Genomic DNA, 23,649 nt, shown 5'->3' with positions numbered 1-23,649 from the left:
GCCGCAGGCCCCTCAGCCGCACACAACACCACCGGGGTCAGCCGGTCTTGACCTTGCCCTGGTCCTGCACCGCCGCCGAGGACGCGCCCGCGACAACCGCCCGGCCGCCCCCACGCACCTTCTCCTTCACCACGGCTACGACCAGCACGACCGCCGCGACAAGCAGCGACAGCAGCACGGTCTCGCGCCCGTCGTGCTCCGTGTCCGTGAGCATGTAACCGAGCACGAACACGATCAGCGCGGCCGTCGCCCAGGTCAGATACGGGTACAGCCACATCTTCACGACCAGCTTCTCCGGCGCCTCGGCCTGGATGATCTTCCGCATCCGCAGCTGCGAGAAGCAGATGACCAGCCACACGAACAGGGCCACCGCACCACTGGAGTTGACCAGGAAGAGGAAGACCGAGTCCGGGAACTTGTAGTTGAAGAACACGGCGACGAACCCGAAGACGACGGACGCGAGGATCGCGGCCATCGGAACGCCCCGCGAGGTCGTCCTCGCGAACGCCTTCGGCGCGTCCCCCCGCTCACCGAGCGAGAAGGCCATCCGGGAGGCCGTGTACAGACCCGAGTTGAGACAGGACAGCACCGACGTCAGCACGATGAAGTTCATGATCTGACCGGCGTGCGCGATACCCAGGGAGTCGAGGGCCGCGACGTAGGAGCCCTGCTTCTTGATCGACGGGTCGTTCCACGGCAGCAGCGTCACGACGACGAAGATCGAGCCCAGGTAGAAGACCGCGATACGCCAGATGATGCTGTTGGTCGACTTGGTGACGGCCCGCTGCGGGTCCTCCGACTCACCCGCCGCCAGCGTCGCGATCTCACTGCCCATGAAGGAGAAGACGACCAGCAGTACGCCGGTGAGGATCGCGCCGGGCCCGTGGGGCAGGAAGCCGCCGTGGCCGGTGAGGTTGCTCAGGCCGGCCTTGTCGCTGTCGACGCCCGGCAGCACACCGAAGACCGCGAGCCCGCCGACCACGATGAACGCACCGATCGCGACGACCTTGATCCCGGCGAACCAGAACTCGAACTCGCCGTAGGAACCGACCGACACGAGGTTGGTGGCGGTCAGCACCGCCATCACGATGAGGGCCCAGCCCCACTGCGGAACGGCCGGCATCCACCCCGCGAGGATCTTGGCCCCGGCGGTGGCCTCCACCGCGAGCACCACGACCCAGAAGAACCAGTAGAGCCAGCCGATGGAGAAGCCGGCCCAGCGGCCGAGGGCCCGGTCCGCGTGCGCAGAGAACGAGCCGGAGGTCGGGTTGGCGGCGGACATCTCGCCGAGCATGCGCATCACAAGGACGACGAGCGTGCCGACGAGGGCGTACGACAGGAGGATGCCCGGTCCCGCGGTGGCGATACCGGAGCTGGAGCCGACGAAGAGGCCGGCGCCGATGACGCCACCGATGGCGATCATCGACAGATGGCGGTTCTTGAGGCCGGCCTGGAGACCAGTCATGGGGGAATTCCTTTGCGCCGGGTGAGCGGTCCCGTACGGGTCGCGTACGAGTTGGTCCAGTGAAACGGAGGCAAAGGAATTCGTGAACCTTTGAATCCAGATCGTTACTTGAGGTTTACTTGAGGTTCCTTGGTCGGGGCCGCTGTGCTGGACCCCCTTCTCTCCCGGCCGAGACCCGAGGCTGCCGCCCGGAAACAGCCATGTCACACTCGGAACCATGCGCGTGTATCTCGGCTCCGACCATGCGGGCTTCGAACTCAAGAACCACCTCGTCGAGTGGCTCAAGGCGGCAGGCCACGACCCCGTCGACTGCGGCCCCCACATCTACGACGCCCAGGACGACTACCCGCCCTTCTGCCTCCGCGCCGCGGAGCGGACGGCCGCGGACCCCGACTCCCTCGGCATCGTGATCGGCGGCTCCGGCAACGGCGAGCAGATCGCCGCGAACAAGGTCAAGGGCGTCCGCGCGGCCCTCGCCTGGAGCGAGGAGACGGCCTCCCTCGGCCGCCAGCACAACAACGCCAACGTCGTGGCGGTGGGCGCACGCATGCACACGCAGGAGGAGGCGACAAAGTTCGTCGAGACCTTCCTGGGCACCCCGTTCTCCGAGGACGAGCGCCACATCCGCCGCATCGACATGCTCGCGGCCTACGAGACAACCGGCGACCTGCCGCCCATCCCGCCCCACCACCCGCAGCAGTAATTCTCAGCCCGTCCGGCCCCCGAGCTTTTCAGCCCGTCCGGCGTTTGAGGACGAGGCCGTTCAGGCCGACAGGGGGTCCAGGGGGCAGAGCCCCCTGGGTGGGACCGAAGGGGCGGCAGCCCCTGGGGATGGGAACGGGTAAGGGCGGCGGGGGCGAGCTACATCCATCAGCGGCTCCGCCGCGGGCCCCCACCCGCCCCCACCCACGGAGGAACAGGAGCCACCGTGCCAGAGGGGCACACAATCCACCGCCTGGCCAAGGACTACGCCAAAAAATTCCTCGGCACCCACCCCCACGTCACCAGCCCCCAGGGCAAATTCTCCGACGCCGCAGAACTCCTCAACACCGCCGAACTCACCCACACCGAAGCCCACGGCAAACACCTCTTCCTCGGCTTCCGCGACACCGACTGGGTCCACATCCACCTCGGCCTCTTCGGCAAGGTCACCTTTGGCGACGCACCGGCACCCCCGCCCACGGACACCGTCCGCCTCCGCCTCGCGAACACCACCTCGTACGTCGACCTGCGCGGCCCCACGACCTGCGCCCTGATCACGGACACCGAGAAGCAGGCGATACACGACCGCCTCGGCCCCGATCCCCTGCGCGACGACGCCGACCCGCAGACGGCGTACCGACGAATCACCCGCAGCCGTACGACGATCGCCGCCCTCCTCATGGACCAGAAGGTGATCGCAGGCGTCGGCAACGTCTACCGCGCCGAGGTCCTCTTCCGTCACGGCATCGACCCCTACCGCGCCGGCAAGGACGTCACCCCGGCCGAGTGGGACGCGATCTGGTCCGACCTGGTCGAGCTGATGCACGAGGGCGTCCGCCACAACCGCATCGACACCGTCCGCCCGGAACACACCCCGGAGGCGATGGGCCGCCCGCCACGCGTCGACGACCACGGCGGCGAGGTGTACGTCTACCGCCGGGCCACCCTGCCCTGCCACATCTGCGCCGGCGAGATCCGCACCGCCGACCTCGCCGCCCGCAACCTCTTCTGGTGCCCCACCTGCCAACAGCGCTGATGCGCCGCTAGAACCCGTGCGGCAGCCAGGGCGCCACCATCGAGCCCAACGCGAGCGACGCCTCCGTCAGCGCGCCCTGGCGCAGCTCACGCACCCGGCCGGCCGCCGCCAGCGACGCCAGCGGGACACCGCCGAGGTACGCCGAGCCCAACTCCCGTACGGACAGGGCGAGATCGGCTGCGTCCGCCGTACGCTCGCACGACGCGCCCTTCGGGTCGCCGGTCAGCCGCCAACGGCCCTCGTTCCAGGGGCAGAAGGCGTCCTCGACCTCCAGCACCACGTCCACCGGCGCCTGATACGTGCGCGCCTGAAGTGCGGCGCCGACGTCCACCAGCCGTACGTGCAGCGAGTCCCGGACCAGCAGCGAGCAGCGGCGGACGTCGGACACCATGTGCTGCCAGGGCTCGTCGACCGGCCGCCCGCGCGCGCTCACCTTCGACGTCAGGTCGATGTCGAAGAGGAACCGCCACAGCGCGGCGTGCGCCGCCGGGTCCAGCGCGTCCACGTCCTGCGCCTGCACCCGGCCCTTGGGCCCGGCCGGCTCCCAGTCCCGATTGATCCGGAAGCGTGCGTACCCGACGACCTCGCCGTCCCGCTCCGCGAGCACGCACTGCAGCGGCGAGGCGCCGTCCCGCTCGCTCTCCGGGTCGAGCACCCACAGCCGCTCCCAGCCCGGAACGCGCGCCACCATCCCGGGCCGCCGCGCGACCAGTTGGGCGTACACCGCCTCACACGCGTCGAGTACGTCGGCCGGCTCGGCGTACCGCAGCCGTACGTCATCGGTGCCGGGCGGCACGGACAGCCGTACACGCGTCGTGTCGATCTCGGCGTTGACGTGGTACGTCCCGATGCCGTACCCGAACCGTCCGTAGATCGCGGGTTCGGACGCCGTCAGGACGGCCAGCGGCTCGCCCCACGACCGTACGTCGTCCAACTGGCGCCGCATCATGGACGTCAGCACCCCGCGCCGCCGGTGCGTCGCGGCCACGGACACCATGGTCACGCCCGCCGCGGGCACCGCGGCCCCGCCGGGCACGGTCAGCCGGAAGGAGAACGCGCCCGCCGTGCCCACACACGCCTCACCGTCCCATGCGCCGATGGAACGGTCCGTCTCGGTGAGCTCACGCCACAGCGCCCGCTCCTCGGCCGACTCCGGAACCCCGCCGAAGGCGCGGATCAGGTTGTCGTACCACTCGTCCCAGTCTTCCCGGCGCAGTACGCGCAAGTCAGTCCCCATGAACCATGCCTACCAGGGCATTGCGGGACGAGCGAGGGAATTTCGCCTTGGCGGACCCGCAATGGCTTTCTGTGAAGTTCACTGTGAAGTTGAACCTCGGACGGGGGACAAGTGGGACCTCCCGTGCCAAGCAGCTGGTCCGATGGATAGGGTCCCGAACTAATGGCAGCAGGACGAGAGCGGCGCGCAGCAGCCGAGACGTTCACGGCCCGGTTGAAGATGCAGTGGCACCGGGTCCGTGTCGGCCTGCGCAGAAGCGCCGTGGACTACTTCCGCGGGGACGGCTCGGACTGGGTCGCGCTCGCAGGTCTGCTCCTCACCGTCCCGCTGATCGCCGCCGTCACGCTCGCCAACTCCGTGTGGTGCTCCCCGGCCGTACTGGTCCTCCCGATCGTCGCCGGTGGCCTGCTGCTGCGCCCCGCCAGCCTGCTCGGTCTGTACGCGGCCGCGGCCACGGCGCTGATCGTGGAGTCGGTGAAACTGGGGCCCTACACGGAGGGCCCTTCCCGTGTCACCCCCGGCGTCGTGCTGGTGGTGGCCGCCTGCGGGTTCTTCGGTCTGCTCATCGCCCAGTTCCGCAGCCGGGTCGGCGTGCCCTGGCGGCGCGGCGGCACCATGCTCTTCGACCTGCGCGAACGCATCCGGGTGCAGAGCAAGCTGCCGACGCTGCCGATGGGCTGGCACCGCGAGATGGCGCTGCGCCCGGCGGGCGGCCAGTCGTTCTCGGGCGACTTCGTGGTCGCCGCCCGCACCAACGGCGGCCGCACGATGGAGGTCGTCCTGACTGACGTCTCCGGGAAGGGCATGGACGCGGGCTCGCGCGCCCTGCTGCTGTCCGGGGCGTTCGGCGGCCTCCTCGGCTCCCTGCCCCCGCACGCGTTCCTCCCGGCGGCCAACGGCTATCTGCTCCGCCAGGACTGGGACGAGGGTTTCGCGACCTCGATCCACCTGGTCCTGGACCTCGACTCCGGCGACTACGAGCTCTACTCCGCGGGCCATCCGCCGGGCCTCCAGCTCAGCGCGGGCAGCGGCCGCTGGGAGGAGAAGGCGGCCGAGGGCCCGCTCCTGGGTGTGTACGACGGCGCACAGTTCGACCCCGTGAAGGGCTCGCTCCGCCCCGGTGACGTGTTGATGCTGTTCACAGACGGCCTGGTGGAGACCTCCGACCGGGACATCGTCGAGGGCATCGACCGCCTCACGGGCGAGGCCGACCGCTATGTCGCCGGCGGCTTCCACGGCGCCGCCTGGCACCTCATCGAGGCGGTCGCGAAAGACGTGAACGACGACCGCGCACTACTGCTGATCTGCCGGGAGGGCCCGACAGTGACCTCCCCGCCGCCGACGCCGGGCTGAGCCGATGACCGAAACCCCTCGCAACCCGATGACCCTCGCCGAAGTCGAGGCCACCGCCCGCGCCGCCCACGAGGGCCAGACGGACAAGTCGGGACGCCCGTACGCCGAGCACCTCCAAGCCGTCGCCGAGGGCGTACGCGCACGTGGCGGCGACGAGCAACAGATAGCGGCGGCCTGGCTCCACGACGCCGTAGAGGACGACGCACTGTCCGAACAGTGGCTGGAAGAGGCCGCCCTGAGCCCCCGCACGAAGAACATCGTCCTGGCGGTCACCAAGCGCCCGGGGGAGTCCCCGCAGGCGTACGCAGCCCGAATCCTCGCCACCCCGGGCGCACTCCTGGTCAAGGAGGCAGACCTGGCCCACAACGCAGACCCAACCCGCCTCGGCCGCCTGGCAGACGAGCCCACCCGGAAACGCCTGACCGAGAAGTACGCACGCATGCGCGCACTTCTCGGCCTGGCCCAGCAGTAGCGGCTGTCAAGGGGCGCGGGGCCCCGCCGCGGCAGCGGCTGATGTCACAGCCGATATGCGGCTCCGCCGCGTGGGCGCGACCAGCCACAACGAACCTGCAGACGCCGACGGCATGTCGCGGCAACGGCTCAGGCGTTGGCCATTTCGCGCTTCCTTGCAGTGTCCCGCTCCCGAGCGACCTCCACCGCGTCCCGCCGGAAGGCCCACCTCATCTCAGGCTCCATCACGAACCTGAACACCCGCCGCACCGGCGGAGTGCACAGCAGCGTGACGGCGCCGGCGAAGCCCACCGTCACCAAAATCTCCCCCAGCGGCCGGTGCAACCACTTCGGCTCGAACCAGCCGTAGAAGTCGCCCGCCTTCACCAGGAACCCGTGCAGCAGATAGCCGTACAGCGTGCCCGCGCCGAGCGCCGTGAACCACATCTTCCGGCGCGGCACCCAGGCGAAGAAGCAGGCGGTCAGCAGCAGCGAGCAGCCGAACAGGGCGAGCACCATGACCGGCCCGCTCCACCACGGCGCGGCCATCTCCTGGGCGGCGTCCCGGTGGTAGAACCACGCGGTGTTCATCCGCGGCACCGCCCACCAGCCGACGGCCAGCGCGGTACCGAAGACCGGCACCGCCAGGATCCGCATCTTCCGCGTGCGCACCATCTGGAAGTGCTCGGGCTTCATGCACAGGCCCAGCACGAAGTACGGCAGGAACTGCAGGACGCGCTGGAGGTCGAGGTCGTTGCCGATCTCCGGCGAGACCGACCCGAACATCGCGATGCCGAGCGCGACGGGCAGCGGTCGGCGCAGGGTCTTCCACAGCGGGGTCGTCAGACGCCAGATGAACAGCGCGATCAGGAACCAGGTGAGGTACCAGGGGTCGAGCAGACTGACCGTCATGCTCGGGTCGTGGTCGCCGTAGCGCTTGAAGAGGCTGTACGCGGTCTCGAAGACGATGTACGGCACGAGCACGCCGGTGACCAGTCGTCTGAGGCGGTCGGGGCGCATGTCGAAACTGCGTGAGAAGTAGCCGGAGATGATGATGAAGGCCGGCATGTGGAAGCAGTACACGACCGTGTACACGCCCTCCAGGATGCGGCTGTCACCCTTCAGCGGCTCCCAGGAGTGACCCATCGCCACCAGCACGATCGCCAGGTACTTCGCGTTGTCGAAGAACGAGTCGCGCTGTCTGCCGGGTTTGGGGGGAGTGTTCTGCTGTTTCTGCGGTGAGCGCGGACTCGGCACTCCCGACGCCGGCGACTGTGCCGGAGGGAGCGGCGCTCTGTTCTGGCCGTGCGGTTGCAACGAGTTCGTCACAGACCCTCCCCCCAGAAACTGGGGGAGACGATCCCTGACCTCGCTGCGCGTGCGGGGGACGAGGCAGCGTGAAACATCTGAGGCACCCTAGCGTCGTCTGTGGGTTTTCGTAAAACTCCCCACGTGGTTCCTGCCAATTGGCTTCGAGTACCCGAGATTAAGGGAAGTTGACAATGCCATGGAGGTGACGGTCAACACACTATTACATGTCCTGGTTGTCACGACTCATCCTGACTAAACGGGGCATATGACCAGGGGGCGACTCCAGTGGAATGTCTGCTTCATTGGCCTTTCGGGGGGCTGGCGTTGACGGCTTCGCTGTGCCCGTGACAACAATTCGAATTACCTGCGAACGCGCTGTGTGGACATGGAAACGATCTCGCTGAATTCCCTGTGCGGGTGGACCGTCGAATTGCTGTGCGGCAGACGGTCGTTGGGGCTCTCGGACGGGCCGCGCCCGCATGGCCGAGGCAAAGGTCCGGCACAGGTGTGACCGACGATGCCTCACCTGCCGCATACGCGGGCCCCGTTGGTGGCACGATGGTTCTGGCGGGGGTGCGCGGGGCTGGCACCCCCGGGCCGGGAGAGCGGACCGACCTAGGGTGTGATCAGTTGTGGCCATTTCACTGTCAGTGGTGCTGCTGTTGGCGATCATCCTGGTGGTGTTGATCAGGGGAGGCTCGATCAAGGCCGGCCCGGCGATCGTCGCGGTGCTCTTCGGCTTCTTCCTCGCGTCGACCGGCATGGCCCCGTCGATCAACCGGTTCCTGAACTCGATAGCGGAGACCATCAACTCGATCAGCTTCTGATCCGGGCAGATGCTCCGTCCGTAGAGGACGTGGACGCCGCCGCGCCGCGCCCTTGGACGATCACGCTCTGCGTACCCGACGTATCGGGCGGGAACCCCGGCACCCCGTCCGGTCGAGCACACCAAAACCGGCCCGGCATCGCATGATCGTGCCGATCGCGGGTAGCCGACAGGCTGGAGTGTGGACTCGTACAAGGGTGTGGGGCCATGACCGAGATCCCCGCCGAACTCTTCGAGGCAGTGGCGAGGGAAGCTCTGCGGGACCTTGGCAGAGCGCCCGATCGCCTGGCCCTGGAGGTGCTGTCGGGCTGCGATGTGCTGATCCCGGCAGTCAGCGGCATCCGCTACACACGCGACCGCAGCGAGTTCGTGCGGTTCGTCCTGCCGGTCATCGAAAGCGTGAATGACGCCCCCGCGGTCATGGTCTTCACCTCGGAGGAGCGCCTGCTCAGGGCCTTCCCCCAGGTGCCCTGCTACCGGCCGGTCACCCTGCGGCAGCTGGCCGCGCACTGGCCGACCGACGAAGTGGTGCTGGTCATCGATGCCGGCGACGAGGACTCGCTGACCCTGTCGGCACACGAAGCGCGGTGGCTGCTCGCCCGCTGTCTCGCCTGAAAACGAGCCTGACCTGCAGGCGAACCTCGTCCGAAACGATCAGGGCCGGGAGGAGGAAGATCCTCCGGCCCGGCCCTGATGCGTAGAGAGCGGGCGACGGGAATCGAACCCGCGTAGCTAGTTTGGAAGACTAGGGCTCTACCATTGAGCTACGCCCGCACAGCATGCGCCGCAGGTCAGATGACCGCGGCACAGAAGGCATCGTAGCGGGTCGGGCCCCCTCGGTGCACACCCGGTAAATGCGGCAGCCGCACTGGCTGCGGGCATGTACCCTACGTGTCGCACCTGACGGGGTGTGGCGCAGCTTGGTAGCGCGTCCGCTTTGGGAGCGGAAGGCCGTGGGTTCAAATCCCGCCACCCCGACCACCGACCGGTCAACACCGGTCACCCCGGGCGATCACCTGGCATGATCGCCTTTGGGGCGTTCGGCCGCTGCGGTTACTATGCAAGCTGCGCGCCCGTGTGTCTCATCCACAGGAATCCACTGAACCGTCACTGGAGATCCTTCGGACGTCCTCCGGGCGGCGAAATCCGCCGGACCAGTCTGGCTCCGGCAGAGACCAAGAAGTCAGCCCCCAAGGAGACCGAACCGTGAAGAGCGCCGTGGAGACCCTGAACCCGACCCGGGTTCGGCTCAGCATCGAGGTGCCCTTCGAGGAGCTCAAGGACAGCCTCGACGCGGCGTACAAGAAGATCAACCAGCAGGTCACGGTGAAGGGCTTCCGGAAGGGCAAGATCCCGGCGCGCGTCATCGACCAGCGGTTCGGCCGCGGTGCGGTCCTGGAGGAGGCGGTCAACGACGCGCTTCCGAAGTTCTACACCGAGGCGGTCAACGAGGCCGACCTGAACGTCCTCGGCCAGCCCGAGGTCGACATCACGGAGCTGAAGGACGGCGAGACGCTGAACTTCACCGCCGAGGTCGACGTCCGTCCCGCCCTCGAGATCCCGGACTACTCCGGCATCGAGGTCGAGGTCGACGCCGTCGAGGTCACCGACGAGGACGTCGAGAAGTCGGTCGAGCAGCTCCGCGAGCGCTTCGCCTCGACCTCCCCGGTCGAGCGCGCCGCCGAGGACGGCGACGTCGTCACCATCGACCTGGAGGCCAAGGTCGAGGGCGAGATCCTGGAGGACGGCGTCGCCAGCGGCGTCTCCTACACGATCGGTTCCGGCGAGCTCCTCGACGGCATCGACGACGCCGTGAAGGGCCTGGAGGCCGGTGGCGAGGCCACCTTCACCTCCGAGCTCAAGGGCGGCTCCGCGGCCGGCAAGGAGGCCGAGGTCACCGTCAAGGTCACCCAGGTCGCCGCCCGCGAACTGCCCGAGCTGGACGACGAGTTCGCGCAGCTCGCCTCCGAGTTCGACACCCTCGACGAGCTCAAGGCGGACAGCCGCAAGCGCCTCGAGAACATGAAGCAGTACGACCAGGCCACGCAGGCCCAGGAGCGCGTCCTGGAGAAGCTGCTCGAGCTGGTCGAGGTCCCGGTCCCCGAGAAGCTGCTCGAGGACGAGATCAACACCCGTAAGCACAACCTCGAGCACCACCAGCTCGGCCAGATGGGCCTCGACCTCGAGAAGTACCTCGAGATCCAGGGCAAGACGGTCGAGGAGTTCGACGCCGAGACCAAGGAAGCCGCGGTCAAGGGCATCAAGACCCAGTTCGTCCTCGACGAGCTGGTCAAGCAGGAGAAGCTCAACGTCAACCAGGAGGAGCTCACCGAGCACCTCATGCGGCGCGCGGCCTCCTCCGGCATGTCCCCCGACCAGTTCGCCCAGGCCGTCGTCGAGGGCGGCCAGGTTCCGCTTCTGGTCGGCGAGGTCGCCCGCGGCAAGGCCCTCGCGGTCGTCGTCGAGGCCGCCACGGTCAAGGACACCAACGGCGAGGTCATCGACCTGGACGACGAGGACGAGGTCGAGACGGCCGCCGAGGTCGCCGCCGAGGCCACGGAGGCCGACGCCACCGAGGCCGACGAGGAGAAGACCGAGGGCTGACGCCCACGGCGCTCCGAGACGTCGTAGGAAGGCCCCGGGGACGTATCCCCGGGGCCTTCCTGGCATACGGCGGCAGACGCGCCCCAAAGGGGCGCGGGGCTGTATCGGTATGCGGCTCCGCCGCGTGGGCGCGAGCAGCCACGTCGGACCTGCACCAGGCAGCGGACCGGTCGACCCACGGCTACGCCCCCGGCGAACACCCCCCTTCGCGGGATTCCCCGAAGGGACCCGCGCGTTAGGGTCCATGAATACGGGGCCGGAGAACTCGGTGAAACCGCCGGCGGCCCCCCGCAGGGAAACGTGAGACGGCCCGGCGCCGTCGTAAGACGAGCAGGTGGATACGTGACGAATCTGATGCCCTCCGCCGCCGGCGAGCCTTCCATCGGTGGTGGCCTCGGCGACCAGGTCTACAACCGGCTGCTCAACGAGCGGATCATCTTCCTCGGCCAGCCGGTCGACGACGACATCGCGAACAAGATCACCGCACAGTTGCTGCTCCTTGCCGCTGCGGACCCCGACAAGGACATCAACCTCTACATCAACAGCCCCGGCGGCTCGATCACGGCCGGCATGGCGATCTACGACACCATGCAGTTCATCAAGAACGACGTGATGACGATCGCGATGGGCCTCGCCGCCTCGATGGGCCAGTTCCTGCTCAGCGCGGGCACCCCGGGCAAGCGGTTCGCCCTTCCGAACGCCGAGATCCTGATCCACCAGCCCTCCGCCGGCCTGGCCGGTTCGGCCTCCGACATCAAGATCCACGCCGAGCGGCTGCTGCACACCAAGAAGCGCATGGCCGAGCTCACGGCCCAGCACACCGGCCAGACCGTTGAGCAGATCACCCGTGACTCGGACCGCGACCGCTGGTTCGACCCCGAGGAGGCCAAGGCGTACGGCCTCATCGACGACGTCATCACCACGGCCGCCAACATGCCGGGCGGCGGCGGTACCGGGGCCTGAGCCCCACCGCGGGGCCCGTACGGCCCCGCACAGCCCCCAGCCGACCGCCTCAGCTCCTAGGAGACAGACAGTGAACGACTTCCCCGGCAGCGGCCTGTACGACCGCTCACGCGCCGAGTACACGGGCCCCACGGCGGAGTCCCGTTACGTCATCCCGCGCTTCGTCGAGCGCACCTCGCAGGGCATCCGCGAGTACGACCCGTACGCGAAGCTCTTCGAGGAGCGCGTGATCTTCCTGGGCGTCCAGATCGACGACGCCTCGGCCAACGACGTCATGGCGCAGCTGCTGTGCCTGGAGTCGATGGACCCCGACCGGGACATCTCGGTCTACATCAACAGCCCCGGCGGCTCCTTCACCGCGTTGACTGCGATCTACGACACGATGCAGTTCGTGAAGCCGGACATCCAGACGGTCTGCATGGGCCAGGCGGCCTCCGCCGCGGCCATCCTGCTGGCCGCCGGTACGCCCGGCAAGCGCATGGCGCTGCCGAACGCCCGTGTGCTGATCCACCAGCCCTACAGCGAGACGGGCCGCGGCCAGGTCTCCGACCTGGAGATCGCCGCGAACGAGATCCTGCGGATGCGCGCGCAGCTGGAGGAGATGCTCGCCAAGCACTCCACCACGCCGATCGAGAAGATCCGCGAGGACATCGAGCGCGACAAGATCCTCACGGCCGAGGAGGCGCTCTCGTACGGCCTGATCGACCAGATCATCTCCACCCGGAAGATGAACAACGCGGCCGTCCGCTAGTCGGAGGCTGTATCGTCTGCCGCCCCTTGGCACGGTAAGTGTGCTTTGACACGCTGCACGTCAAAGTGAACCGAGCCAAGGGGGGCCCGAACGGGGGGCCCGGCAAGGTACCGTCGGATTAAGGCAGCACCAGGAGCCGCTGGATCTAGGCGTCTCCCAGGCGAAGGGGAAGCACACCGTGGCACGCATCGGTGACGGCGGCGATCTGCTCAAGTGCTCGTTCTGCGGCAAGAGCCAGAAGCAGGTCAAGAAGCTCATCGCAGGGCCTGGTGTGTACATCTGCGACGAGTGCATCGACCTCTGCAACGAGATCATCGAGGAAGAACTCGCGGAGACGAGCGAGGTGCGCTGGGAGGAACTTCCCAAGCCGCGCGAGATCTACGAGTTCCTCGAGGGCTACGTCGTCGGCCAGGAGCCGGCGAAGAAGGCCCTCTCGGTGGCGGTCTACAACCACTACAAGCGGGTCCAGGCCGGCGAGAACGGCGGCGCCAACGGACGCGACGACGCGATCGAGTTGGCGAAGTCCAACATCCTGCTGCTCGGCCCCACGGGCTCGGGCAAGACCCTGCTGGCCCAGACCCTGGCCCGCATGCTGAACGTGCCGTTCGCCATCGCCGACGCCACGGCGCTGACGGAGGCGGGGTATGTGGGCGAAGACGTCGAGAACATCCTCCTGAAACTGATCCAGGCGGCCGACTACGACGTCAAGAAGGCCGAGACCGGGATCATCTACATCGACGAGATCGACAAGGTCGCGAGGAAGAGCGAAAACCCTTCCATCACCCGCGACGTGTCGGGCGAGGGCGTCCAGCAGGCCCTGCTGAAGATCCTTGAGGGCACGACCGCTTCCGTGCCCCCGCAGGGCGGGCGGAAGCACCCCCACCAGGAGTTCATCCAGATCGACACGACGAACGTGCTGTTCATCGTGGGCGGCGCCTTCGCGGGCCTGGAAAAGATCATCGAGTCGCGTGCAGGGGCCAAGGGCATCGGCTTCGGCGCGACGATCCGCTCGAAGCGCGAGCTGGAGGCCAAGGACCAGTTCGAGGACGTCATGCCGGAGGACCTGGTGAAATTCGGGATGATCCCGGAGTTCATCGGCCGCCTCCCCGTCATCACCTCGGTCCACAACCTGGACCGCGAGGCCCTGCTCCAGATCCTGGTCGAGCCGCGCAACGCGTTGGTGAAGCAGTACCAACGTCTCTTCGAACTCGACGGTGTGGAACTGGACTTCGAGCGCGAGGCCCTGGAGGCCATCGCCGACCAGGCCATCCTCCGCCAGACGGGCGCGCGAGGGCTGCGCGCCATCATGGAGGAAGTCCTCATGTCCGTGATGTACGAGGTCCCGTCCCGCAAGGACGTGGCCCGCGTGGTCGTCACGGCGGACGTCGTCCACTCGAACGTGAACCCGACGCTGATTCCGCGGGATGCGCGGAATGGGCGGGGGCCGGGGGAGCAGAAGACGGCGTAACCGCCGCACCGCAGGCGGCGAAGGGGCCCCGGTCGACCGACCGGGGCCCCTTCGCGTGGTCGAGGCGTTCGGCGTCAGGCCTTGACGCGCACGTCGTTGCGGACCTTGGCGGTCAGCGCCGCCGCGTCGTCCATCGAGGTGGTCTTGCCCGAGGCCAGGGCGGCCATGTCGTACGAGAGCACGTACGTGAGGGTGCTGTGGTCGCCCCAGATGCAGAACGGCATCTTCATGGTCTGGCCGGACGTCGAGGTCTCGATCACCTGGCACTTCATGATGCCGTTGGCGAAGCCGGCGGGCTTGAACTCCTGGGGGCTGCCCACGAGTTTGCCCTCGGAGGAGCTGGAGCCCTTCGTGGACTCCGTCTTCATCTGGGCGAACATGGCGTCGACGGTCTTCTCGGGGTCGTCGATGGTGCCGTACACGCCCGCGAACATCAGGCTCTTCGCACTGAGGCCCGATCCCGCGGTATAGGCCGCGCTGACGTCCTTGGCGTTGTGAACACCCCATGCCTCGGCGTCCTTGATGTCCTTGTCGGACATCCCGCCGGCCGCGGAGTCGCTGCCCTTCTTGAACTGCCCGGAGACGATCGTCGCCGGCGTCGTCAGCTTGTACGTCCCGTCGTTCGCGATGCTGCTTCCGCCGCCGGAACCGCCACTGCCGCCCCCGCTGGTCACGAACCACACCCCGACACCGATGGCCGCCACGACCGCCACCGCGCCGATGATCAGGCCCGCCTTCTTGCCGCCGCCACCGCTGGGCACCGGCGGCTGCGGGACGGTGTAGGGCTGCTGGCCGTACGGGGCCTGGCCGTAGGGCGGCTGCTGCTGCGGGTAGCCGTAACCGGGCTGGGGCTGGGGCTGGGTGGGGGGAGCCTGCTGGGGGTAGCCGTAGCCCGGCTGGGGCGGAGGGGCCTGCTGGGGGTAGCCGTAGCCGGGCTGCTGCGGGGCCTGCGGCGGCTGCTGGCCGTAGGGGCCCGGCTGGCCGTACGGTCCGGGCTGCTGGGGCTGCCCGCCGTACGGGCCCGGCTGGTTGTGACTCATTACTGGGTTCCCCTCCAGATGCTTATGTGGCCCTGACATCCTGGCGCAGACACAGTGGCCGCATTGCATCGGGGCCCCGACCGTGACAGAACAAACACGTTTCGGGACACCCCCGCGGCACCCCTAAACTGACCCCGTGACCGAGAACGCTCAGCAGCAGCCACCAGCGCCCAGCACCGAACTGCCGACCCAGTACGCGCCGGCCGATGTAGAGGGGCCGCTGTACGAGCGTTGGGTGGACAAGGGGTACTTCGCCGCTGACGCGAAGAGCGACAAGCCCGCGTACACCATCGTCATCCCGCCGCCGAACGTCACGGGCTCGCTCCACCTGGGCCACGCCTTCCAGCACACGCTCATGGACGCCCTCACCCGCCGCAAGCGCATGCAGGGGTACGAGTCGCTCTGGCTGCCCGGCATGGACCATGCCGGTATCGCCACGCAGAACAAGGTCGAGCAGCAGCTCGCCGAGGAGGGCAAGTCCCGGCACGACCTCGGCCGTGAGGCGTTCGTCGAGCGCGTCTGGCAGTGGAAGGAGGAGTACGGCGGCAAGATCCTCGGCCAGATGCGGCGCCTCGGCGACGGCGTCGACTGGGACCGCGAGCGGTTCACCATGGACGAGGGGCTGTCCAAGGCCGTCCTCACCATCTTCAAGAAGCTGTACGAGGACGAGCTGATCTACCGCGCCGAGCGGATCATCAACTGGTGCCCGCGCTGTCTGACGGCCATCTCGGACATCGAGGTCGAGTACCAGGAGGACGACGGCGAGCTCGTCTCCATCAAGTATGGCGAGGGGGAGGAGACGCTGGTCGTCGCCACCACCCGCGCCGAGACGATGCTGGGTGACACGGCCGTCGCCGTCCACCCCGACGACGAGCGCTACCGGCACCTCATCGGCAAGCGCATCAAGCTGCCGCTCACCGACCGCTCCATCCCCGTCGTCGCGGACACCCACGTCGACCCGGAGTTCGGCACCGGCGCCGTCAAGGTCACCCCGGCCCACGACCCGAACGACTTCGCGATCGGCCAGCGTCACGGCCTGGAGTCGATCACGGTCATGGACGAGCGGGCTGTCATCACCGCGCACGGCCCCTTCCAGGGCCTGGACCGCTTCGAGGCGCGCAGCGCCATCGTCGCCGCGCTGCGCTCGCAGGGCCGGATCGTCGCCGAGAAGCGCCCGTACGTCCACTCCGTCGGCCACTGCTCGCGCTGCAAGACCACCATCGAGCCCCGTCTGTCGATGCAGTGGTGGGTCAAGGTCGGCCCGCTCGCGAAGGCGGCCGGTGACGCGGTCCGTGACGGCCGCGTCAAGATCCACCCCGAGGACATGTCGAAGCGGTACTTCGACTGGGTCGACAACATGCACGACTGGTGCATCTCACGCCAGTTGTGGTGGGGCCACCGCATCCCGGTCTGGTACGGCCCCGAGGGCGAGGTCGTCTGCGTCGGGCCCGACGAGGAGCCGCCGACGGGCGAGGGCTGGAAGCAGGACACGGACGTCCTCGACACCTGGTTCTCGTCCGGCCTGTGGCCGTTCTCCACCTTGGGCTGGCCCGAACAGACCGAGGACCTGCGGAAGTTCTACCCGACCGACGTCCTGCTGACCGGCCACGACATCATCTTCTTCTGGGTCGCCCGGATGATGATGTTCGGCCTGTACGCGATGGACGGCGAAGTCCCGTTCCACACCATCGCGTTGACCGGACTGGTCCGTGACGAGCGCGGCAAGAAGATGTCGAAGTCCTTCGGCAACGTCGTCGACCCGCTCGACTGGATGGACAAGTACGGCTCCGACGCCGTCCGCTTCACCCTGGCCCGCGGCGCCAACCCCGGTACCGATGTCCCGATCGGCGAGGAGTGGGTCCAGGCATCCCGGAACTTCGCCAACAAGATCTGGAACGCGACCCGCTTCGCGCTGATGAACGGCGCGACGGTGGAAGGCCCGCTTCCCGAGGCGTCGAGGATGTCCGCCACCGACCGCTGGATTCTCTCCCGTCTCAACAAGACGGTCGCCCAAGTCGACGCGCTCTACGAGGACTACCAGTTCGCGAAGCTCTCGGACGCGCTGTTCCACTTCGCGTGGGACGAGGTCTTCGACTGGTACGTCGAGCTGTCCAAGACGACCTTCATCGCGGGCGGCGAGGCGGCCGAGGTCAGCAAGCGGGTCCTCGGTGAAGTTCTCGACGTCACCCTCAAGCTCCTCCACCCGGTCGTCCCCTTCGTCACCGACACCCTCTGGACCACCCTCACCGGTGGCGAGTCGGTCGTCATCGCCGAGTGGCCGAAGGACAGCGGCTTCCGTGACGCGGCGGCGGAGCGGGAGATCGAGACCCTCCAGTCCGTCATCACCGAGGTCCGTCGCTTCCGTGCCGACCAGGGGCTGCAGCCGGGCCAGCGCGTCCCGGCCCGTCTGACCCTGGACGGCACGGCGCTGGCTCCGCACGAGGCGGCCATCCGCCAGCTGCTGCGTCTGCAGCCCGAGGGCGACTCCTTCACGGCCACGGCGACCCTGCCGGTCGGCGGCGCCGAGGTCGCCCTCGACCTCTCCGGCACGATCGACGTCGCGGCGGAGCGCAAGCGCCTCGCGAAGGACCTCGCGGCCGCGGAGAAGGAGAAGGCCCAGGCCACGGCGAAGCTCGGCAACGAGGCGTTTCTGGCGAAGGCCCCGGACAACGTGGTGGACAAGATCCGCGGCCGTCTGGCCAAGGCGGAGGAGGACATCGCCCGGATCCAGGCCCAGCTGGACAGGCTGCCGGAAGCGTGAGCCGTCTTGCGTAGCCGAAGGCCCCGGTGCTGAGAAGCGCCGGGGCCTTCGCGTGCCTTCAGGGGCGCGGGGCTGTGTCGATATGCGGCTACCGCGGCGTGGGCGCGACCAGCCCCCACCGACCCGCGCTCGCCCACCGGGACCAGCCACCCCCTTCCGTAGGCGCCGCTTTAGACTGACCCCGTGAGTGACAGCGACCCCTTCGACGACATCGTCGCCGCCGAGACCGACCGCGACCCCGACCTCGCGGTCATCGAGGCCGGCAGCCGCACCCTGCGCACCCAGGGCGGCCCGCCGGAGGCAGACGTCCCCGCGCGCCCGGAGGACCCCGAGGTCGACAAGGCCCTGCGCGAGGTCGAGGCAGAGCTCGCCACGCGCTGGGGCGAGACCAAGCTCGAGCCCTCGGTCAGCCGTATCGCCGCGCTGATGGACGTCCTGGGTGAGCCGCAGCGCTCGTACCCCTCGATCCACATCACCGGCACCAACGGCAAGACCTCCACCGCCCGCATGATCGAGGCCCTCCTCGGCGCCTTCGAACTGCGCACCGGCCGATACACCTCCCCGCACGTCCAGTCGATCACCGAGCGCATCAGCCTCGACGGCGCCCCCATCTCCGCCGAGCGGTTCATCGAGACGTACGAAGACATCAAGCCGTACGTCGAGATGGTCGACGGGCAGCAGGAGTACCGGCTGTCCTTCTTCGAGGTGCTGACGGGCATGGCGTACGCGGCCTTCGCGGACGCGCCCGTCGACGTCGCCGTGGTGGAAGTGGGGATGGGCGGTTCCTGGGACGCCACCAACGTCATCGACGGGGACGTCGCCGTGGTCACCCCCATCGACCTCGACCACACCGACCGCCTGGGTGAGACGCCCGCCGCGATCGCCACGGAGAAGGCCGGCATCGTCAAGCAGGACGCGACGGTCATCCTGGCCCAACAGCCGGTGGACGCGGCCCAGGTGCTGCTGAAGAAGGCCGTCGAGGTCGACGCCACCGTGGCCCGTGAGGGGCTGGAGTTCGGGGTCGTGTCACGTCAGGTCGCCGTCGGCGGACAGCTGCTCACCCTGCGCGGGCTGGGCGGCGAGTACGACGAGGTGTACCTCCCCCTCCACGGCCCCTACCAGGCACACAACGCCGCCGTCGCGCTGGCCGCCGTGGAGGCGTTCTTCGGAGTCGGCTCCGAGCGGCCCGAACCCCTCGCCATCGACACCGTCCGCAAGGCCTTTGCGGCCGTCTCCTCGCCGGGGCGGCTCGAAGTCGTACGGCGGTCTCCGACCGTGGTCCTGGACGCGGCCCACAACCCGGCCGGCGCCCGCGCCACCGCCGAGGCCGTCGGCGAGGCCTTCGACTTCAGCCGGCTCATCGGTGTCGTCGGGGCGAGTGGCGACAAGAACGTACGAGGACTGCTGGAGGCCTTCGAGCCGATCTTCGCCGAGGTCGTCGTCACGCAGAACTCCAGCCACCGCGCGATGGACGCCGACGAGCTCGCCGCGATCGCCGTGGAGGTGTTCGGCGACGACCGCGTCCAGGTCGAGCCGCGGCTGCCGGACGCCCTGGAGGCCGCGATCACGCTGGCCGAGGAGGAGGGCGAGTTCGCAGGCGGTGGCGTGCTCGTGACCGGTTCCGTCATCACGGTCGGCGAGGCCCGGCTGCTGCTGGGGAGGGGCTGACAACTCGTGCGTACTCTCTGTGCTTCGACCCTGATCGGCGAGTTCTTCGTGATCGGCTTCGCCGGACTCGTCGCCATGAAGGACCCCGATCTGGCCACGTCGACGGTGTGGACGGTCAGCGGTATCGCGATGTTCCTGTGCGTGGCGCTGTGCGGTGTCGTGACGCGTCCGGGCGGGATCGCCTTCGGCTGGGCCCTCCAGGCCGCCCTCGTCGCCTCCGGTTTCGTCGTTCCGACGATGTTCTTCCTGGGTGCGGTCTTCGCGGCCCTGTGGTGGGCCTCGGTGCACTACGGAAGAAAGATCGACGAGGCGAAGGCGCGGTTCGCGGCGGCACAGTCCGGCTCGACAGGCTCCTCCACAGCTGACGCTGTGTGACAAGGGCCCGGACACGCCCTGTAATCTTCGAACACCCCCGCACGATTCTTGATCTTCCATAGGAGCCCGCAGTGACCCAGCGCACCCTCGTCCTGCTCAAGCCCGACGCGGTCCGCCGTGGCCTGACCGGCGAGATCATCAGCCGTATCGAGCGCAAGGCCGGCTGGCAGATCACCGCGCTGGAGCTGCGCACCCTGGACCAGGAGACCCTGGAGCAGCACTACGGCGAGCACAAGGGCAAGCCCTTCTACGAGCCGCTGGTGGAGTTCATGGCCTCCGGTCCGGTCGTCGCGCTGATCGTCGAGGGTGAGCGGGTCATCGAGGGGCTGCGCGCCCTGGCCGGTCCGACCGACCCGATCGCCGCCGCCCCCGGTTCCATCCGCGGCGACTACGGCGTGATCGTCCGCGAGAACCTGATCCACGCCTCCGACTCCGAGGAGTCCGCCGAGCGCGAGGTGAAGATCTTTTTCCCCGGCCGCGGTTGAGCGACGAACCTATGAATTTTTGAGTGACCGTCAGGTCGCTCGCCCTTCTGACCTGGGGCGGCCGAGAGTTTCCGGCCGTCCTCTGGCATATGCGTGCCGATCGGGGGAACGAGTGCCCCCGATGGGCCGTCTCCACAAGCGAGGCGACACTTCATCTGCTGACAATGGCGAAGACCCTCGCGCAGTGTTCGTGCAGGCGCGTCTACGATGGAAGCCTTCACGTCACAGCACCCACTTCGCCGACCTGAAATGCCCTCAAAAGCTCCCAGGAAGGCCAGACGAATCCTGATGGGGAACTCAATGTCGTTCATCGGCCGTGACATGGCTGTCGACCTCGGGACCGCCAACACGCTGGTGTACGTCAGGGGTCGCGGGATCGTACTCAACGAGCCGTCCGTCGTCGCGATCAACACGAACACCGGTGGAATTCTGGCAGTCGGTGCCGAGGCCAAGAAGATGATCGGGCGGACCCCCGGCAACATCGTTGCCGTGCGCCCGCTGAAGGACGGTGTCATCGCCGACTTCGAGATCACCGAGCGGATGCTCCGCTACTTCATCCTGAAGATCCACAAGCGGCGGTATCTGGCGCGTCCGCGTGTCGTCGTCTGCGTGCCCTCCGGCATCACGGGCGTCGAGCGCCGCGCCGTCATCGAGGCGTCGTCCCAGGCCGGTGCCCGTCAGGTGCACATCATCGAGGAGCCGATGGCGGCGGCCATCGGCTCCGGTCTGCCTGTCCACGAGGCCACGGGCAACATGGTGGTGGACATCGGCGGCGGCACCACGGAGGTCGCGGTCATCTCGCTCGGCGGCATCGTCACCGCCCAGTCCATCCGCGTCGCGGGCGACGAACTGGACAACGCGATCATCCAGCACATCAAGAAGGAGTACTCGCTCCTTCTCGGTGAGCGGACGGCCGAGCAGATCAAGATCACGATCGGTTCGGCGTACGACCTCGACGACGACCAGCACACCGAGATCCGCGGCCGGGACCTCGTCTCCGGACTGCCCAAGACCGTCGTCATCTCCGCCGCCGAAGTGCGCAAGGCGATCGAGGAGCCGGTCAACGCCATCGTCGACGCCGTCAAGACGACCCTCGACAAGTGCCCGCCGGAGCTGTCCGGCGACATCATGGACCGGGGCATCGTGCTGACCGGTGGCGGGGCGCTGTTGAAAGGCCTCGACGAGCGGCTGCGCCGGGAGACCGGGATGCCCATCCACATCGCCGAGGACCCCCTGGACAGCGTGGCGCTCGGCTCGGGCAAGTGCGTCGAGGAGTTCGAGGCGCTCCAGCAGGTGCTGGACGCCCAGCCGCGCAGATGACATAACTCTTCGATTCCGCCGTACGGGACGATCTCCTCTCGTACGGCGGATCGTTGATATAGAGGCAGTTGATATAGAGGCATAAGCTCGCCCATAAGCCTCTGCACGCTGGAACTGCCCATCTGAACTGAACACCTGAACCTCTGCACATTCCTATGAGGAAGGCACGGCCGCCGCACGTGAGGGACACACGAGAGAGCCGGCTGCTCCTGGTGCTGCTGATCGCCATCGCGTTCGCGCTGATCACGGTGGACATCCGCGGCGGTGAGGATTCACCGGTCGACGGTGCGCGCCAGGTCGCGGCCACCGTGTTCGGCCCGATCGAGGACGGCATGTCGTCGGCGGTCAACCCGGTCGGAAACGCGATCTCCGCGGTCCGTGACTCGGGCACCCGGCACGACCGGCTCGCCCGTCTGGAGACGGAGAACGCGGCCCTCAAGGCGAAACTCGGCAGCGACGACCGCAACCGCAGCCGCCTCAAACAGCTCGACAAGATGCTGAAGGTCTCCGCCGAGGGCCAGTACGGCATCAAGGGCGCCCAGGTCATCGCCATAGGGGCGGCCCAGGGCTTCTCCTGGACGATCACCATCGACGTCGGCGCGGCCGACGGCATCAAGCGGGACATGACCGTGCTGAACGGCGACGGCCTGGTCGGACGGGTCACCAACGTCGGCCCCGACGCCTCGACCGTCCTGCTCGCCAACGACCCGGACTTCACCGTCGGCACCCGCATGGAGGGCAGCGACGAGCTCGGCTTCGCCACCGGGCAGGGCGACCGCCCGCTCCGGGTGGAACTGCTCAACTCCAAGGCGGACGTGAAGAAGGGCGACCGGCTGGTCACCTTCGGCTCCGAGGCCGACAAGCCCTTCGTGCCGGGCGTCCCGGTCGGCGTGGTCTCCCGCGTCGACCCGTCCGGCGGCAACCTGACCCGCACCCTCTACGTCACGCCGTACGTCAGCTTCTCCAAGCTCGACATCGTCGGCGTCGTCGTGGAGACCCCGAAGAAGGACCCACGCGACACGGTGCTCCCCGACAAACCCCAGCCGACGCCCACACCGACGGTCACCGTCACGGTGACCCCGTCCCCGAGCGCGTCCCTCGACGGCCAGACCCAGCAGCAGTAGGAGCTGAATCCCCATGCGCGTCAACCGGATCCTGCTCTCCTCGGCCCTGGTCGTCGTAGCCCTGGTGGTCCAGGTGAGCGTCCTCGCCCGGCTCCATCTGCCGGGCGCCGTCCCCGACTTGCTGCTGCTCACCGTGCTGGGCCTGGCGCTGGTCTACGGTCATGTCGGCGGCGCCCTTGTCGGCTTCGGCGCGGGCCTGCTCGCCGACCTGGCCCCGCCCGCCGACCACGCCGCCGGCCGCTACGCCCTGGTGCTGTGCGTCATCGGCTACCTCGCCGGGCTGGTCAGACCGGACAACGGGCGGCTGAAGTCGGCCACCGGCCCCATGCTCGTCGTGGTCGCCGCCGCCATCGGCTCGACCCTGCTGTACGCCGGTGTCGGCGCCCTCGTCGGCGACACCGCCGCCCGGCATGTGGGCCTCGTCAGCTTGATGTTCTCGGCCGCCCTGTACGACCTGCTGCTCGCCCCCTTCGTGGTGCCCGGGATCATGGCCCTGGCCCGGCGCGCGGACAACGACCCGCTCGCCGAGGCCAACTCCCCGTCGAAGAAGGCCACCGACATCACCTCCGGCTGGATCTCCGCCGGGACGGGCCTCAAGCTCGGCGGTCAGCGCGGTGGCCTCGGCAGCCTGAAGACCAAGGCCCGTACCCGCACCGCCCGCGTGGGCCGCATCAAGGGGGTCAAGCGGCTGTGAGCAGGCGGGAGTTGGC

At 68.4% G+C, this 23,649-nt stretch carries 21 protein-coding genes and 2 tRNA genes; 18 read left to right on the top strand and 5 right to left on the bottom strand.

What is annotated here, in order from left to right; all coding sequences use genetic code 11:
- Window positions 1-37 precede the first annotated feature (37 nt).
- The gene (locus IH68_RS0114675) at window positions 38-1,465 is read right to left on the bottom strand and encodes an amino acid permease (protein ID WP_037884824.1); all 1,428 of its coding nucleotides are present in this window, start codon (window positions 1,463-1,465) and stop codon (window positions 38-40) included.
- Window positions 1,466-1,682: 217 nt separating this feature from the next.
- Between IH68_RS0114675 and IH68_RS0114670 the strand changes: the two genes are divergently transcribed.
- Both IH68_RS0114670 and IH68_RS0114665 read left to right on the top strand, forming a co-directional pair.
- A complete protein-coding gene (locus tag IH68_RS0114670; RefSeq protein WP_030934377.1) occupies window positions 1,683-2,168 on the top strand; it encodes a ribose-5-phosphate isomerase in 486 nt (161 codons plus the stop codon).
- Between the two features lie 225 nt (window positions 2,169-2,393).
- The gene (locus IH68_RS0114665; protein WP_030934374.1) at window positions 2,394-3,203 is read left to right on the top strand and encodes an Fpg/Nei family DNA glycosylase; all 810 of its coding nucleotides are present in this window, start codon (window positions 2,394-2,396) and stop codon (window positions 3,201-3,203) included.
- A 7-nt stretch (window positions 3,204-3,210) separates the two neighbouring features.
- Here IH68_RS0114665 and IH68_RS0114660 read toward each other — a convergent pair whose 3' ends face one another.
- Complete coding sequence (locus IH68_RS0114660) at window positions 3,211-4,440, bottom strand: GNAT family N-acetyltransferase (protein WP_030934371.1); 1,230 nt, start codon at window positions 4,438-4,440, stop codon at window positions 3,211-3,213.
- A gap of 162 nt (window positions 4,441-4,602) precedes the next feature.
- Between IH68_RS0114660 and IH68_RS0114655 the strand changes: the two genes are divergently transcribed.
- Both IH68_RS0114655 and IH68_RS0114650 read left to right on the top strand, forming a co-directional pair.
- Window positions 4,603-5,793 (top strand): PP2C family protein-serine/threonine phosphatase, encoded by a 1,191-nt coding sequence (locus IH68_RS0114655; RefSeq protein ID WP_030934368.1) that lies wholly within the window; start codon window positions 4,603-4,605, stop codon window positions 5,791-5,793.
- 4 nt (window positions 5,794-5,797) lie between these two features.
- Window positions 5,798-6,265 (top strand): HD domain-containing protein, encoded by a 468-nt coding sequence (locus tag IH68_RS0114650; protein ID WP_030934365.1) that lies wholly within the window; start codon window positions 5,798-5,800, stop codon window positions 6,263-6,265.
- A 128-nt stretch (window positions 6,266-6,393) separates the two neighbouring features.
- Here the strand turns inward: IH68_RS0114650 and IH68_RS0114645 are convergent, their stop codons facing one another.
- Window positions 6,394-7,572, bottom strand: coding sequence for an acyltransferase family protein (locus IH68_RS0114645; protein WP_037884823.1), 1,179 nt, complete (start codon window positions 7,570-7,572; stop codon window positions 6,394-6,396).
- Window positions 7,573-8,186: 614 nt separating this feature from the next.
- Between IH68_RS0114645 and IH68_RS0114640 the strand changes: the two genes are divergently transcribed.
- Both IH68_RS0114640 and IH68_RS0114635 read left to right on the top strand, forming a co-directional pair.
- On the top strand, window positions 8,187-8,381 hold the full coding sequence (locus IH68_RS0114640) for a hypothetical protein (RefSeq protein ID WP_016435177.1): 195 nt from the start codon (window positions 8,187-8,189) through the stop codon (window positions 8,379-8,381).
- Window positions 8,382-8,587: 206 nt separating this feature from the next.
- Window positions 8,588-8,995: an SseB family protein gene (locus tag IH68_RS0114635; RefSeq protein WP_030934354.1), complete on the top strand. Its 408-nt coding sequence runs from the start codon at window positions 8,588-8,590 to the stop codon at window positions 8,993-8,995.
- An 88-nt stretch (window positions 8,996-9,083) separates the two neighbouring features.
- Here the strand turns inward: IH68_RS0114635 and IH68_RS0114630 are convergent.
- Window positions 9,084-9,154 (bottom strand) — tRNA-Gly (locus IH68_RS0114630).
- A gap of 130 nt (window positions 9,155-9,284) precedes the next feature.
- Between IH68_RS0114630 and IH68_RS0114625 the strand changes: the two genes are divergently transcribed.
- The 5 genes from IH68_RS0114625 (at window position 9,285) to clpX (ending at window position 14,166) form a co-directional block, all read left to right on the top strand.
- Window positions 9,285-9,361, top strand: a tRNA-Pro gene (locus IH68_RS0114625).
- 225 nt (window positions 9,362-9,586) lie between these two features.
- Window positions 9,587-10,984 (top strand): trigger factor, encoded by a 1,398-nt coding sequence (gene tig, locus IH68_RS0114620; protein WP_030934351.1) that lies wholly within the window; start codon window positions 9,587-9,589, stop codon window positions 10,982-10,984.
- A 354-nt stretch (window positions 10,985-11,338) separates the two neighbouring features.
- Window positions 11,339-11,947, top strand: a complete 609-nt coding sequence (locus tag IH68_RS0114615) for an ATP-dependent Clp protease proteolytic subunit (RefSeq protein ID WP_030934347.1) — start codon at window positions 11,339-11,341, stop codon at window positions 11,945-11,947.
- A gap of 70 nt (window positions 11,948-12,017) precedes the next feature.
- On the top strand, window positions 12,018-12,698 hold the full coding sequence (locus tag IH68_RS0114610; protein ID WP_030934342.1) for an ATP-dependent Clp protease proteolytic subunit: 681 nt from the start codon (window positions 12,018-12,020) through the stop codon (window positions 12,696-12,698).
- Window positions 12,699-12,876: 178 nt separating this feature from the next.
- The gene (clpX, locus tag IH68_RS0114605) at window positions 12,877-14,166 is read left to right on the top strand and encodes an ATP-dependent Clp protease ATP-binding subunit ClpX (RefSeq protein ID WP_030934339.1); all 1,290 of its coding nucleotides are present in this window, start codon (window positions 12,877-12,879) and stop codon (window positions 14,164-14,166) included.
- A gap of 74 nt (window positions 14,167-14,240) precedes the next feature.
- Here the strand turns inward: clpX and IH68_RS0114600 are convergent, their stop codons facing one another.
- Window positions 14,241-15,206 (bottom strand): hypothetical protein, encoded by a 966-nt coding sequence (locus IH68_RS0114600; RefSeq protein WP_030934335.1) that lies wholly within the window; start codon window positions 15,204-15,206, stop codon window positions 14,241-14,243.
- 136 nt (window positions 15,207-15,342) lie between these two features.
- Between IH68_RS0114600 and IH68_RS0114595 the strand changes: the two genes are divergently transcribed.
- The 7 genes from IH68_RS0114595 to mreD all read left to right on the top strand — a co-directional run bounded on the left by IH68_RS0114595 (window position 15,343) and on the right by mreD (window position 23,633).
- Window positions 15,343-17,967, top strand: a complete 2,625-nt coding sequence (locus tag IH68_RS0114595; protein WP_030934332.1) for a valine--tRNA ligase — start codon at window positions 15,343-15,345, stop codon at window positions 17,965-17,967.
- A 183-nt stretch (window positions 17,968-18,150) separates the two neighbouring features.
- Window positions 18,151-19,635: a bifunctional tetrahydrofolate synthase/dihydrofolate synthase gene (folC, locus tag IH68_RS0114590; RefSeq protein WP_030934328.1), complete on the top strand. Its 1,485-nt coding sequence runs from the start codon at window positions 18,151-18,153 to the stop codon at window positions 19,633-19,635.
- A gap of 6 nt (window positions 19,636-19,641) precedes the next feature.
- A complete protein-coding gene (locus IH68_RS0114585) occupies window positions 19,642-20,010 on the top strand; it encodes a DUF4233 domain-containing protein (protein ID WP_030934325.1) in 369 nt (122 codons plus the stop codon).
- Between the two features lie 71 nt (window positions 20,011-20,081).
- Window positions 20,082-20,495 carry a nucleoside-diphosphate kinase gene (ndk, locus tag IH68_RS0114580; RefSeq protein WP_030934323.1) on the top strand — a complete coding sequence of 138 codons (414 nt, stop codon included), beginning with the start codon at window positions 20,082-20,084 and terminating at the stop codon, window positions 20,493-20,495.
- 300 nt (window positions 20,496-20,795) lie between these two features.
- Window positions 20,796-21,815: a rod shape-determining protein gene (locus tag IH68_RS0114575; RefSeq protein WP_030934321.1), complete on the top strand. Its 1,020-nt coding sequence runs from the start codon at window positions 20,796-20,798 to the stop codon at window positions 21,813-21,815.
- 179 nt (window positions 21,816-21,994) lie between these two features.
- Window positions 21,995-22,939, top strand: coding sequence for a rod shape-determining protein MreC (mreC, locus tag IH68_RS0114570; protein WP_030934319.1), 945 nt, complete (start codon window positions 21,995-21,997; stop codon window positions 22,937-22,939).
- A 13-nt stretch (window positions 22,940-22,952) separates the two neighbouring features.
- Complete coding sequence (gene mreD / locus IH68_RS0114565) at window positions 22,953-23,633, top strand: rod shape-determining protein MreD (RefSeq protein WP_030934316.1); 681 nt, start codon at window positions 22,953-22,955, stop codon at window positions 23,631-23,633.
- Window positions 23,634-23,649: the final 16 nt, after the last annotated feature.

This window comes from Streptomyces sp. NRRL S-646, from assembly GCF_000720765.1.
Classification (GTDB): domain Bacteria; phylum Actinomycetota; class Actinomycetes; order Streptomycetales; family Streptomycetaceae; genus Streptomyces.
Note: the sequence above shows the minus strand (reverse complement) of the source record. Positions and strands in the feature narration are given on the sequence as shown.